Origin of the sequence: Naasia sp. SYSU D00948, assembly GCF_017916515.1 — a bacterium.
In the GTDB taxonomy this organism is placed as follows: Bacteria; Actinomycetota; Actinomycetes; order Actinomycetales; family Microbacteriaceae; genus Naasia.
Genome location: NZ_JAFMTA010000001.1, coordinates 3,120,271 through 3,132,617 on the forward strand (window position 1 = coordinate 3,120,271; position 12,347 = coordinate 3,132,617).

At 73.9% G+C, this 12,347-nt stretch carries 12 protein-coding genes; 6 read left to right on the plus strand and 6 right to left on the minus strand.

Annotated elements, in window-relative coordinates; all coding sequences use genetic code 11:
- Positions 1 to 3: 3 nt before the first annotated feature.
- Genes J3P30_RS14580 through J3P30_RS14590 form a run of 3 tightly spaced genes read right to left on the minus strand, consistent with a single transcriptional unit; the run spans position 4 to position 4,603 of the window.
- Complete coding sequence (locus J3P30_RS14580) at positions 4 to 972, minus strand: NAD-dependent epimerase/dehydratase family protein (protein ID WP_210481718.1); 969 nt, start codon at positions 970 to 972, stop codon at positions 4 to 6.
- The gene (locus J3P30_RS14585; protein WP_307807525.1) at positions 969 to 3,584 is read right to left on the minus strand and encodes an alpha/beta fold hydrolase; all 2,616 of its coding nucleotides are present in this window, start codon (positions 3,582 to 3,584) and stop codon (positions 969 to 971) included. Before J3P30_RS14585 ends, J3P30_RS14580 begins: the two co-directional genes overlap by 4 nt.
- Entirely contained in the window at positions 3,581 to 4,603 is a 1,023-nt protein-coding gene (locus J3P30_RS14590; RefSeq protein ID WP_210481719.1) for a 3-oxoacyl-ACP synthase III, read from the minus strand. Before J3P30_RS14590 ends, J3P30_RS14585 begins: the two co-directional genes overlap by 4 nt.
- A gap of 157 nt (positions 4,604 to 4,760) precedes the next feature.
- Here J3P30_RS14590 and J3P30_RS14595 point away from each other — a divergent pair, with 157 nt between their 5' ends.
- Entirely contained in the window at positions 4,761 to 5,123 is a 363-nt protein-coding gene (locus tag J3P30_RS14595; protein ID WP_210481720.1) for an RNA-binding S4 domain-containing protein, read from the plus strand.
- 12 nt (positions 5,124 to 5,135) lie between these two features.
- Here J3P30_RS14595 and J3P30_RS14600 read toward each other — a convergent pair whose 3' ends face one another.
- Complete coding sequence (locus J3P30_RS14600) at positions 5,136 to 6,149, minus strand: putative zinc-binding metallopeptidase (RefSeq protein ID WP_210481721.1); 1,014 nt, start codon at positions 6,147 to 6,149, stop codon at positions 5,136 to 5,138.
- A 158-nt stretch (positions 6,150 to 6,307) separates the two neighbouring features.
- On the opposite strand from J3P30_RS14600, the gene J3P30_RS15305 reads away from it, so the two are divergent.
- The 3 genes from J3P30_RS15305 to J3P30_RS14615 all read left to right on the plus strand — a co-directional run bounded on the left by J3P30_RS15305 (position 6,308) and on the right by J3P30_RS14615 (position 9,492).
- Positions 6,308 to 7,108, plus strand: coding sequence for a DUF4097 family beta strand repeat-containing protein (locus J3P30_RS15305; protein ID WP_210481722.1), 801 nt, complete (start codon positions 6,308 to 6,310; stop codon positions 7,106 to 7,108).
- Positions 7,109 to 7,387: 279 nt separating this feature from the next.
- Positions 7,388 to 7,555 (plus strand): hypothetical protein, encoded by a 168-nt coding sequence (locus J3P30_RS14610; protein WP_210481723.1) that lies wholly within the window; start codon positions 7,388 to 7,390, stop codon positions 7,553 to 7,555.
- Between the two features lie 113 nt (positions 7,556 to 7,668).
- A complete protein-coding gene (locus J3P30_RS14615; protein WP_210481724.1) occupies positions 7,669 to 9,492 on the plus strand; it encodes a helicase HerA-like domain-containing protein in 1,824 nt (607 codons plus the stop codon).
- On the opposite strand, the gene J3P30_RS14620 is transcribed toward J3P30_RS14615, so the two are convergent.
- Positions 9,397 to 10,173 (minus strand): hypothetical protein, encoded by a 777-nt coding sequence (locus J3P30_RS14620; protein ID WP_210481725.1) that lies wholly within the window; start codon positions 10,171 to 10,173, stop codon positions 9,397 to 9,399. The genes J3P30_RS14615 and J3P30_RS14620 overlap by 96 nt on opposite strands.
- Positions 10,174 to 10,501: 328 nt before the next feature.
- Between J3P30_RS14620 and J3P30_RS14625 the strand changes: the two genes are divergently transcribed.
- Positions 10,502 to 10,645 (plus strand): hypothetical protein, encoded by a 144-nt coding sequence (locus J3P30_RS14625; RefSeq protein WP_210481726.1) that lies wholly within the window; start codon positions 10,502 to 10,504, stop codon positions 10,643 to 10,645.
- 652 nt (positions 10,646 to 11,297) lie between these two features.
- Here J3P30_RS14625 and J3P30_RS14630 read toward each other — a convergent pair.
- Positions 11,298 to 11,654 (minus strand): DUF5997 family protein, encoded by a 357-nt coding sequence (locus J3P30_RS14630; RefSeq protein ID WP_210482033.1) that lies wholly within the window; start codon positions 11,652 to 11,654, stop codon positions 11,298 to 11,300.
- A gap of 41 nt (positions 11,655 to 11,695) precedes the next feature.
- Between J3P30_RS14630 and J3P30_RS14635 the strand changes: the two genes are divergently transcribed.
- The gene (locus J3P30_RS14635) at positions 11,696 to 12,343 is read left to right on the plus strand and encodes a LysR family transcriptional regulator substrate-binding protein (protein ID WP_210481727.1); all 648 of its coding nucleotides are present in this window, start codon (positions 11,696 to 11,698) and stop codon (positions 12,341 to 12,343) included.
- The last annotated feature ends 4 nt before the right edge of the window (positions 12,344 to 12,347 follow it).

The following is a 12,347-nucleotide window of genomic DNA, read 5'->3' on the forward strand; positions in this document are numbered from 1 at the left end:
GGGTCAGCGCCCGAAGGACGCGGCGAGCCGGCGGAGCCCCTCGTCGAGCGGGACCTCCGGGGTCCAGCGGAGCTCCGTGCGCGTGCGGCGCTGGTCGAACCAGTGCGCCGTCGACAGCTGCTCCGCGAGGAACCTCGTCATCGGCGGCTCGTCGGCGCCCGGCCGGGCCCGCCACACGGCCTCCACGACCGTGCCCGCGGTCCGGGCGAGGGCCGCGGGAACACGCCAGGACGGGACGGGCGCGCCGGCCGCGGCGCAGATCCCGCCGAGGAGCTCCGCCACCGGTCGCGGCTCGCCGTTCGTGACGACGTAGGCGCGCCCGTGGACGTCGTCCGCGCGGGCGAGCGCCGCGGCGAGGGCCGATGCGGCGTTGTCGATGTAGGTGCTGTCGATGAGCGCGGCGCCTGAGCCGAGGAGCGGCAGCCGCCCGGCCCGCGCCCTCGCCACGATGCGGGCGACGAGCTGGGTGTCCCCGGGACCCCACACGAGGTGCGGCCGCACGGCGACCACCCGGAGGTCGCGCGAGTCGGCGGCGAGGGCCAGCTCCTCCCCCAGCGCCTTGGTGCGGGCGTACTCGCCCCGCGCGTGGGCGGGGTCCGCCCGCTCCGCGTCCCTGCCGACGATCGACGCTCCGGTGTGCGCCACCGACGGGGAGGAGACCTGGACGAAGCGGTGCACGCCCGCCTCGCGTGCGGCCTCCAGGAGGTTGCGGGTTCCGGCGACGTTGACGGCCATGAAGTCCCGCGGATCGCCGGCGAGGGACACCTTCGCCGCGAGATGGACGACGGCGTCCATCCCGTCCACCGCCCGGGCGATGGGCGCCCGGTCCGGAAGGGCTCCCCGCACCTCGTCCACGCCGTCGATGCCCGACGGCCCCCGCTGGAACGTGCGCACCTGGTGCCCGTCCCTCCGGAGGGCGCCGACGGTGGCGCGGCCGAGGAGGCCGCTCGCGCCGGTCACGAGGACCCTCACGGCGTCCCCATCCGGCCTCCGGCGAGGACCTCCTCGGCCCAGTGCGACAGCCGCGTTCGGTCCACCTTCGAGTTGTGGCGGATGTCGGTGGGCAGACGGGGGACGACGAGGACCGCGGCGAGCGGGATCCCGGCGGCCGCGCGCACCCGGGCCGCGAGGGCCGCATCGGCGAGCCGAGGGCGCCGGGCGGGCGGATCAGTCTCCACGACGGCGACGGGCTGCTGGGTGCCCCGCGGGCCGACGCCGGCGAGTCCCGCTCGGGCGATCCCAGCGAGTGCGCCGATGCGCTGCTCGCGCCCCACGGGGGTCACGACGCCGTCCGCGGTGACGAGAACGTGCACGAGCCGCCCCTCGACCCAGAGGCGCCCCTGCTCGTCGAGGTGCCCGACGTCCCCCATCCGGTGCCAGCGCGACCCGTCCGGGTCGCGCCAGTCGGCCTCGCGCTGCGTGAGCCACAGCCGGTCGTAGCCGTCGCGGACGTGCGGCGCGGACACCACGATCTCGCCCGTGATGCCCGCCGCATCGCCCGGTGTCCCGGTCGCGGCGCCGGTCTCGTCGAGGGCCGCGATCCGCACGCGCACGCCCTCGACCGGGACGCCGACGCACACCCCTTCCGCGCCGGCGTCGGCGGCGCGGAGCAGGTCGAGGTCCGCGGCGGTCAGGAGCAGGCCCTCGGTCGCTCCGTAGGGGGTGGACGGCGTGGCGTTCGGCAGTAGGGCCGCGATGCCCTCGAGCAGCTCCCGGGCGACGGGCGCCCCGGCCGACAGGACGGTCCGCACTCCGGTGAGGGCCGTCCGCTGCTCGGGCGTGAGCGCATCCGCGGTGGCGACCACGTTGCGCACCGCCGCGGGTGAGAGGAAGACCGCCGTGCCCTGCACCGCGGCGACCGCATCCGCCACCGCGGCGGCCGTCAGCGTGGCGGGCGAGGTCACGTCCATGTCGGGGCTCGCCGAGCGGGCGCCGAGGGCGGGGCCGAGCAGCGCGAACGGCGCGAAGCCCGCGACGAGGCCCGTGCCCACCCCGATGCCGTAGTGCCGCGCCAGGGCGTCGCGAAGCGCCTGCAGCTGGGCGTGCGTGTACACGACGCCCTTGGCGGGTCCCGTGGACCCGGAGGTGAACAGGACCGCGGCGGTCGCCGAGGGCTCTGGCTCCGGCGGCAGTCGGCGATCCCGGCCGAGCTCTGCGAGGTCGGGGAACGACGTCTCGACCCGGAGCGCGCGGGAGAGGCTCGCCGGGAGCCGGCGGACGGCGATCCGCCGCCCGGGCCAGCCGAGCAGCCGGGACGCCGCGAGGCCGGGGAGGGCGCCGATCACCCACTCGGGTCGCGCGCTGGTCACCGCCCTGCTGAGGCCCCGCAGGCCGAGCCCGGCGTCGGCGACGACGACGACGGCGCCGATCCGCAGGCACGCGTAGAGGGCCGCGGTGAGGTCCGCTCCCGGCTGCACGAGCAGCGAGACGCGATCGCCGGCCGACACTCCCGAGCGGGACAGGCCCGCCGCCAGCTCCTCGACGCGACGGGCGAGCAGACGCCAGCTGATCGTGCGCGGTCCCTTTCCGCCCGGCGGCGCGAGCTCCACCAGCGCCGGCTCGCCGCTGTCCCGCATCCGGTCGAGCACGGACCAGAGGGGCTCTCTGGCCTCGCCGTCGGGCGGGGCCTGCTCGGCCGGTGCGGCGCCGAGAGCCTCGTCGAGCCAGGTGAGGATCGGACCCGCGAGGTCGACGTCCTCCGACACGAGGTGCCCGGCGCGCGGGAACCGGTGGATCCGCGGCGAGCGCAGCCGCCCGGCGAGGTCGTCCAGGTAGCGGTCCCGGAACACCGGGTCGCGCGCGCCCCAGAGGATCAGGGACGGGACGTCGAGGACCCGCACGCCGTCCGCGATGCGGTCGAGCTCGGGCCGGCTGGGATGCGCCGGCGTGGCGGGGATGTCGGCGACGAAGTCCCGGATGCCGAGGCGTCGCTGCGGAGTGCGGTACGGGGCGCGGAAGGCGGCCGCGACCTCGGGCGCGAGCGGCGGCGAGGCGAGGGCGAGGGTGGTCGCGAGGAAGGCGGGGGTCCCCGCGGTCGCGGGGGTGAGGAGCGCGGGGTGGAGGGCGAGCCGGAGCGGCGCCGGGACCTCGGCCCCCTCCGGCTGGTGCACGGCGGTGTTGAGCGCGACGATGCCGGCGAGCCGGTCGCGGTGATCGACGGCCCAGCCGAGGACGACCGCGCCGCCCCAGTCGTGGCCGACCGCGACCACCGGGCCGTCGAGGCCGAGGGCGTCCGTCAGCCGGCCGAGGTCCTCCACCCGCCGCGCGAGCCGCCGGGTCTCGCCGGTCCGCTCGGAGAACCCCATCTCGAGCTGGTCCGGCGCGACCACCCGCCACGCGGGCCCTCCGGCCTCCGCCGCCGCGGTCGCCTCCCGCACCAGGTGCCGCCAGAGATACGACCACGTCGGATTGCCGTGCACGCAGAGGAGGGTGCCGCGGACGGGCACCCCCAGCTCGGCGAGGCGCGGCCCGTTGTCGAGCACGTGCCAGGTCCCGTCGCCGGGGACGGTGACGAGGCGGGAGAGCGCGGGGTCCAGCCCGGCCAGTCCCGCAGGTGGCAGGACGGCGGGCGCCCGCCCGCTCACCAGGCGAGTTCCAGCATCGAGGTGTTGAGGCCCGAGCCGACTCCCATCAGGAGGACTCGGTTGCCGCGCTGCAGGTTCGGCGCCTCGTCGACGAGGGTCATCGGGATCGACGCGGGCCCGACGTTGCCGTACTTCGGATAGGTGAGCGGCACTCGGGCACGGTCGAGGCCGACCGCCTTGATGAACGCGTTCGTGTGCACGTTCGACACCTGGTGCAGGATGTACCGGTCCATCCCCTGCCAGCTCCACTCCCGGGTGGCCTCCCGCCATGCGGACACGACGAGGTCCATCCCGCCCTTGAGCAGGGCCTTCGCGTCGGTGAACATCCCGTCGACGCTGCCGACGCAGACGTTGTGGAACTGGGTCGCGGCGCGCGTGATGCCGCCGAGCATCCGGTGTCCGCTCGGGTGGGCGTCGGCGGGACCGATCACCGCTGCCGCCGCTCCGGAGCCGAGCGTGAGGCTCGCGAACTCGCTCATGAAGTCGGCCCGTTTGATGCCCGGTCGGGTGAGGCGCTCGATCGTGTTGACCTGAATCTCGTCGGCGTCCTCGCCGTCGATGATGACGGCGTAGCGGATCTGGCCCGAGTCGATCATCTGCGCCGCGAGGCTCATCCCGTTGACGAAGCCGAGGCACGCGTTCGCGATGTCGAAGTTGATGGCCGAGGAGGGCAGGCCGAGCCCGTGGTGGAGCCGGACCGCCACCGACGGCTCGAGGTGCGGCCGCGTGACCGAGGTGTTGATGAGCAGCCCGACCTCGTCCGGCCGCACGCCGGCCTCGGCGAGCGCGCGCGTCCCGGCCTCGATGGCCGCCTGGTCGAACGTGGCCGCGCCGCCCCAGTTGCGGCGCTCGTGGATGCCGGCGACGCGCTGCAGGAGCCCCTCCGGCAGGCGCAGGCGCTTGAGGGCCGGACGGAGGCGGTCGTCGATCTGCTCGGAGGTGGTGACGTGTGGAGCGACCGTGCTCGCCACCGACAGCAGAGACACGTTCCGATGCCTCCACGTTGCGTTTCCGTCCAACGAAGGCTCCCTGCACCCTTATCCACTTGCCCGCGCGCGGGGGCGCGCACCTCCATTGTCGCGCGCCGGAGTGTCGGCTCGAACCGCGCCCCCGTGCACTCGTCTCGCGGCGGGACGTGCGGTATAAGCGCCGACACGCCGGAGGTAGGGTCGGAGCGTGGCGGAGTCGGTACGGGTGGACGTGTGGCTCTGGGCGGTGCGGATGTACAAGACGCGCTCGCTCGCCACGGCGGCGTGCCGGGCCGGCCACGTGCGGGTGAACGGCGAGCGGGCGAAGCCTGCGCAGCCCGTCCGGGTCGGCGACGAGGTCGTCGCGCGCACCGACCGGGACCACATCCTGGGCGTCCGCGCGCTGCTGGTCAAGCGCGTCGGGGCGCCGGTCGCCCGCGAGGCGGTCGACGACCGCACTCCCCCGCCGCCGCCCCGGACCGAGGCGCCGATCCCCATCCTCCGCGAGCGCGGAGCCGGACGGCCGACGAAGCGCGACCGGCGCGACATCGATCGGCTCCGGGTCCGGTAGCGGCTCGCCGGGTCAGGCGGCCCGGACGAGCTCATGCACGTACGCGAGCTTCTCGGCCACCGACGGCGTGATGACGAACGGGTAGAGGTCGGGCTCCCCCATCGACCGGCTCAGCGCGTTGGCGGCGATCGCGAACCCGTGCCAGTGCCCCAGGATCTCGGCCATCGTGAGGTCCTCGAGCCGGAGCACGCCGACCGATCGGAGGGTGCCCGCGAGCGGCGCGGAGACGCCCGTGGGGCCGTCGACGGTGATCCCCACGGCCGCGGTCGTCTCGAGCCCGTCGGCGATGTGGAGGTAGTGCGCGAACGTCTCCGCGAAGTCCTCCCACGGGTGCATGGTCGCGTAGTCGGTGATGTGCTCGCCGGACTCCTGGCCGTCGCCGTCCTCGTCGCCGTAGTGCGAGTCGAGCGATGCGGAGTAGTCCTGGCGCTCGTCGCCGAAGAGGGACCGGAAGATCGCCTGCGACGGCGCCCCGTCCACGAGCACCTGCCAGTAGTAGTGGCCGATCTCGTGACGCATGTGGCCGAGCATCGTCCGGTAGGGCTCGCCCAGGCTGATGCGCAGCGCCTCCCGGTGGGCGTCGTCGGCCTCGGTCAGGTTGATCGTGATCAGCCCGTCGGCGTGGCCCGTCAGCACCTGCTCGCCCGCGGCCGGGCTCTTGAGCGCGAACCCCAGGCCCCGATCGTCCCGCCGCGGCTCCACCGGCAGCCCGAGGTGAAGCAGCTGGCGCAGCAGGCGGCGCTTCCCCTGCTCCGCGATGGAGAGCTGCGTCACGGCGACCTCGTCCTCGAGGTCCGGCCGCTCGACGGTCAGCCGGCATGCCGCGCAGCTGCCGTCCGCCTCGGGGTCCGGGTCGGCGACCCAGTTGCAGGAGAGGAGCGGGCGGTAGCGGCACTTCAGGCCGGGCACCGAGCGGACGATGAGGTCCCGGTCGGGCGCGTACGAGAGGTGGGTGTCGCAGGCGAGGCAGATGCGGTCCTCGAACTCGACCCAGGACCCGCAGTTCGGGCACGCGAACACGCGCATGTGCGCTCCTGACGGAGAGGTGATGGGGAGGCCCGGGCGACGACGCCGCGGACAGGGACCACGCTAGCGGCCGTGGAGGGACCTTCGGCCCTGATCGGCGGAGACCCCCGCGACCAGGGTGGCGCCGACAGCCGCGCGGTGCGGCTGCGGAGGTTCTCGTGGTCCGAACCGCTCCACCCGAGCATCGGCGGCTCCCGGTCGCGGCGAAGCTCGTGCTGTTCGTGCTGCTCCCGCTCGTGATCGTGGTCGCCCTCGTCGCCGCGGTGGCCTCCGCCGTGCCGCTGCTCGTCGCCGCCCCCGTGTCCCTCGACCTGCGCGCCGAGGCGGGGGCGGTGGTCCGGGTCGAGGTGCCGGACGCCCGCATCGACGTGGAGGCGGGATCCGCCGACGAGGTCGCCGTCGAGGTGACGGGGACCTACTCGGGGCCGGAGCCCGATCTCGAGGTCGAGACGGTCGGCGACGAGACGCGCGTCGAGGGCGGCTGCCCGCCCGCCCCCTTCTCGCGCTGCGCGCTGCAGCTGCAGGTGTCGGTCCCGGAGTCGAGCGAGCTCATCGTGCGGGGCACGAACGGACAGGTGACCGTCACGGGCCTGAGCGGCGCCGTCGACGTGGAGACGAGGAACGGGCGGCTCGACGTCGACGACGCGTCGGGGCCGCTGACCCTGACGACGACGAACGGCGCGATCCGGCTGACCGACGGAGCATCGGAGCGCGTGACGGCCCGCACGACGAACGGGGGCGTCGAGCTCGACTTCATGGAGGCGCCCGGCGTCGTCGAGGCGGAGACCACGAACGGCGGGATCACCGTTCGCGTGCCGGACGACGGCGAGGACTACTTCGTCGACGCCCGCACGACGAACGGATCGGTCGACGACGCCGGCGTCCCGAGCGATCGCACCGCCGAGAGGACGATCACCGCGAGGACGACGAACGGCGGCATCACCGTCGAGCGGCGCTAGCCGTTCCCGGGGCGCAGCACTCCCCACAGCACGCTCCCCGGGAGGGGTCTCGAACAGGCCCTCGCGGTGAGAGCGCCCTCCCCGCCGATGCCCGGAGGCTCTCCCGCCGAGAGGGTCCCGCGGGCCCCGCGGCGCGCCCCCGGAATGGCTCCGCGAGGGCTACCGCGCCCCCGTTTCCTGGGCATACGATGTGCGCAACCCAGCAGTGCACGCCGGGTGGCGGCGGCTTCCTGGGTATTGCCGGATTCGTTTTCGAAGAAGAGAGAAGGTGGTACTTCAGTGAACAACACGCTGCTCATCGTCATCGGCGTCATCGCGCTCATCCTGCTGCTGGTCGGAGGCTTCAACCAGGCCCTCCAGTTCCTGCTCTGGGTGGGGCTGATCCTGCTGATCGTCGCGGTGGTCCTGTTCATCGTGCGCATGGTCGGCGGACGCCGAGGCGTCTGACGCGATCCAGCCGAGCGGCGCGGGTTCCGTCCGGGGCCCGCGCCGCTCGCATGTCCGCCCCGGAAAGTCCTCCCGCGCGGCACCGCGCCCCGGCGCCGCTCTAGGCTTCCGCCATGACGCCGGACGCCCCCTCGGATCCCGTTGCCGAAGCCCGTGCCAGGGCCGACGCCGCCCTCGCGGCACTGCGCCAGGCGCAGGAGGAGGCGGAGGCCGCCGTCCGGCTGGCCGAGGAGGCCGCCCGGGCGAGCGCGCGGGACACGGCACGATCCGCCGCGCGAGAGCCGGCGACGAGGACGGAGGACCTGACCGGCCCCCTCGATGCCGAGCGCATCGAAGCAATCCGCTCGGGCTACACCTTCGACGGTCCGGCGCTCGAGCTCGGGGCCCTCGTCAACGGCGACGCCCTGCCCGACGTCCCCGTCCGCATCCCGCTCGGCATGACGAACCGCCACGGCCTCGTGGCCGGGGCGACCGGCACCGGCAAGACCCGCACGCTGCAGCTGCTCGCCGAGCAGCTGTCGGCCCACGGCGTCCCGGTGTTCGCCCCCGACGTGAAAGGCGACCTCTCGGGCGTCGCGACGCCCGGGACCTCGAGCGACCGCCTCGCGGAGCGGACGGCGGGCATCGGCCAGCGATGGGAGGCGGCGGCGTTCCCCACCGAGTTCTTCTCGCTCGGCGGCCACGGCCGCGGCGTCCCCATCCGCGCGACGGTCGCCGGGTTCGGTCCGTTGCTGCTCGCGAAGGTGCTCGGCCTCAACGACACCCAGGAGTCGAGCCTCGGCCTCGTGTTCCACTGGGCGGAGCTCGAGGGGCTCCCGCTGCTCGACCTCCAGGACCTGCGGGCGGTGCTCGCCTACCTGACGAGCGACGAGGGCAAGGAGGAGCTCGAGGGGCTCGGCGGCCTGTCGAAGGCGACGGCCGGCGTGATCCTCCGGAAGCTCCTCGCGTTCGCGGACCAGGGCGCCGACGCCTTCTTCGGGGAGCCGGAGCTCGACACCGCCGACCTCCTGCGCACCACCGCGGACGGGCGAGGCGTGATCAGCCTCCTCGAGCTCCCCGGCGTCCAGGACCAGCCCCGGCTCTACTCGACGTTCCTCATGTGGCTGCTGGCGGACCTCTACAACGACCTTCCGGAGGTCGGGGACCTCGACAAGCCGAAGCTCGTCTTCTTCTTCGACGAGGCGCACCTCCTCTTCGCGGACGCGTCCAAGGAGTTCCTCGCCTCGATCGTGCAGACCGTGCGCCTCATCCGGTCGAAGGGCGTGGGCGTCTTCTTCGTGACCCAGACCCCGAAGGATCTCCCGAGCGACGTCCTGGCGCAGCTGGGATCCCGGATCCAGCACCAGCTGCGCGCGTTCACGCCCGAGGACGCGAAGGCGCTGCGTGCGAGCGTCTCCACCTACCCCCTCTCCGGCTACGACCTCGAGGAGGTGCTGACGATCCTCGGCACGGGAGAGGCCATCGTGACGGTGATGAACGAGCGGGGCGCGCCGAGCCCGGTCGCCTGGACCCGGCTGCGCGCGCCGCAGGGGTCCATGTCGCCGACTCCGGACGAGGCGGTGGACGCCGCCGTGGCATCGTCGCCGCTGCTCGCCCGCTACGGGACCGCCCTCGACCGCGACTCGGCGCGCGAGCTCCTCACCGAGAAGCTCGAGAGCGCCCGGCGCGAGGCGGAGGCGGCTGCGGCGAGGGCGGACGCCGAGGAGGAGCTGCGCCGGCAGCAGGAGGCCATGGAGGAGCAGCGGGAGCGCCAGGAGCGGAGGGAGCGCGCGGACTACGAGCGGCCGGCGCCGCGCAGCCGGACCTCACGCCGCCGCACGCCTCGACCGCAGGCGGAGCGCTCACCGCTCGAGGAGATCCTCCGCTCCCCCGTCACCAAGACGATCCTGACGGGGGTCGTCACCGGCATCTTCGGGACCCGGCGCCGGCGCCGCTAGCGGGGCGTCGCCCTGCGTCGCCACGTAGCCCGGCTCGCGCAGGCGGACGACCCAGCCGGGCATCGCGGCCCCGGGAAGGAGGTTCCGGCCCGCGTCGAAGCGGAGGCGCGGCGAGTCCGGCGCGCCGGGCAGCGCGACGAGCTCGAGGACGGCGAACCGCCGCCACCTGCTCCGCGCCGTCGCCCAGTAGAGGTCGAGGATCCAGGGCCGGCGATCCCGGGCGAAGTCCTCGAAGTGGGTGGGGAGATCGGCCGGCGTTCGCGTTCGGGCGCCGATCAGCACTGGGCCCCGGGCGCCCCGATACGGCAGGAGCGTCCCGAGCCAGGCTCGCTCCGGACGGCGGTGCGGGCGGAGGAGGAAGCGGCCGGGCACCCCGATCCCCGTGCTCGCGAGCTCCAGGTCGGACCGCCCCTGCGCGCTGTCGAATCGGAGGGCCAGGCCGAGGATGTCGGGCAGGGCGGCCGGGAACCCGACCGAGCGGGACACGCGCGCGATCCCGGACTGGACGCCGCCCGGTGGCGGGTCGTCGATCCAGCCGATGCCCGACCGTGATCGCCCGGTCCAGCGCACGGTCGCGGTGAACAGGGCGCCCGTGGGATGCACCGGACGCGGGGAGCGGAACAGCTGGAGCAGGCGGAAGAACACGGCCAGCAGGGCGCCGCCGATCGCGGACGGTCTCATGGTGCGATGTTCCCCCCGGCGATCCGGCGCCCGTTTCCGGGCAGGGAGTTCCAGGCCTGGAAGGTGTGAGACCTGGAACTCCGGGCAGAGAGACAGATGCTCCGGGACACCCGATCAACACAACCGGAGCTCCCTCGTGCCACCTTTCCGCACGGTAGTCGAGCGATGTCCCCTCCAAGAGGGGGTACATGTGGCAACGTGCTCAGGAGTACGGTCCCGCCGCACCGCCTCGCACGCGGATTCCTCCTCATCCCGATGCCTCATGTTTCGGGCGGATTGCCTGTCAATGCATAGCGTGTCCATCGGCCGAGGCGACAAGCTTTCCCGCATGGACGACGGGGTGGTCGACGCGAGCGAGCTCATCGATGCGAATGCGCCGCCCTGCCCGTCCTGTCGCCAGCCCATGGACATGGTGATCGCATCCTGGTGGTGCCTCGACTGCCAGCAGGCGGTCCACTTCGACCCCGTCTGACGGAGCCGCGCCGTTCCAGAGCATCCCGTCGTGCCGAGGAACAACCGGGAACGACGGAGCCCCCTCTACGCTGGGGTGGGCGCGAGGGGGCTTGTCGTTCAGGCGAGGGCGTGCCGGTCTTAGGGGGAGACCTCGGGTGGCCGCTTCCACTGGGGATGGGGGGGAACCAGTGGATCCTCGCTCTGTACGTGTTACAGCATGCCGTGTCCGCATAGTGGAGGACAAGCTCTGTCCCCTACCCAGTTCGGGGGCGGCCGGATCCCGCTCCAGGAAGGGGCTCGATCGCCCGTGCGCCGGATTCCCCCGGGGTCCGCGTTCCCGCGTCATTCCAATCGCGTTATCCGAACCGTTATCTGGCCGGGACCTCAGCCGATTCCGCCGGTCTTTCGCCGAGCGTACTATCCCGCACACGATGCGAAAGGAGGCGACGATGCCATCGCAGAGAGTGCAATCCCGGAAAGCGTCACCCGCGACCGTGCCGATGTGCGCGACGCACTGGGAGACCCTGACGAAGACGACCGCGGGCTGGGTGTGTCCGCAGTGCCAGAACGCCTCGTCGCTGCACTGAGGCCCGCTGGCCCGAGGCGCACTGCAGCGAGGCGCTCCGCAGCGGGGCGCGCTGCCTAGGGGCGCGCTGCCTGGAGACGAGTCGCTATCGCGCGCCCTCGGCGCGGGCCTTCTTGACCCGAGCCTTCTCGGCGCGCACGTCCGCCTGGACGGCTCGCTCGCGCACCAGCCACTCGGGCATCTCCCGCAGCAAGTCCTGGATCTGGTCGGTCGTGAGCGGCTCCGTCACGCCCGCGCGCGCGAGCCCCGAAGCGGACACCCCGAGCTTCGCGGCGACCACCTGCCGGGGGTGGGGCCCGTTGCGCCGCAGCTCGACCAGCCACTCCGGCGGGTCCTCCTGCAGCGCGATCAGCTGGGACCGGCTCACCGGCCCGGCGCGGAACTCCTCGGGGGTCGCCGCGAGCAGCACGCCGAGCTTCTTCGCCGCCGTCTCCGGCTTCATGGTCTGATCCTGCGGCACGGGCCAAGGCTACCCTTGGGCCCGTGGCGGAGGCACTTCGGATCGGCGTCGTCCCCGGGGTGAGCGCGGACAAGTGGGTGCGCGTGTGGCGCGAGCGGATGCGGCACGTGCCGCTCGACGTCGTCCCGGTGGCCGAGGAGGACGCCGCCGCCGCGCTCGAGGGCGAGGCCGACATGGTGTTCGCCCGGCTTCCGATCGCCGACCCCGACCTCCACGTCATCCCGCTGTGGACCGAGACGCCCATGGTCGTCGCCGCGAAGGACCATCCGATCAAGGTCTTCGACTCGGTGACACTGGCGGACCTCGCGGACGAGGAGCTCTACCCCGGCTCCGACGACGCCACCCTGGACATCGTCGCGGCCGGCCACGGCATCGCCCGCATGCCGCAGTCGGTCTTCCGGGCGACCGGGCGGCGCGATCTCGTCGCGCGCGAGGTGAGCGACGCGGAGCCGACCCGGGTCGCCCTGGTGTGGCGAGCGGGCGGCGAGCTGGTCGACGAGTTCATCGGGATCGTCCGCGGGAGGACGGCCAACAGCTCGCGCGGAGCCGCCGCACCGCCGGCTTCGCCGCCGGCCGCGTCCCCTCCGGGGCCCGCTTCCACTCCCGCCCGGCGCAGGGCGACGCCGAGCGGCCGAGGGAGGAAGGGCGGCGGCCGAGGACGACGGCGGTAGGGAC

Bases quoted from the DNA above. Each gene is read 5' to 3' on its own strand.
- J3P30_RS14600 (WP_210481721.1), bottom strand. From the start codon at position 6,149: ATGCGCGTGTTCGCGTGCCCGAACTGCGGGTCCTGGGTCGAGTTCGAG.
- J3P30_RS14615 (WP_210481724.1), top strand. From the start codon at position 7,669: ATGACGCCGGACGCCCCCTCGGATCCCGTTGCCGAAGCCCGTGCCAGG.
- J3P30_RS14620 (WP_210481725.1), bottom strand. From the start codon at position 10,173: ATGAGACCGTCCGCGATCGGCGGCGCCCTGCTGGCCGTGTTCTTCCGC.
- J3P30_RS14625 (WP_210481726.1), top strand. From the start codon at position 10,502: ATGGACGACGGGGTGGTCGACGCGAGCGAGCTCATCGATGCGAATGCG.
- J3P30_RS14630 (WP_210482033.1), bottom strand. From the start codon at position 11,654: ATGAAGCCGGAGACGGCGGCGAAGAAGCTCGGCGTGCTGCTCGCGGCG.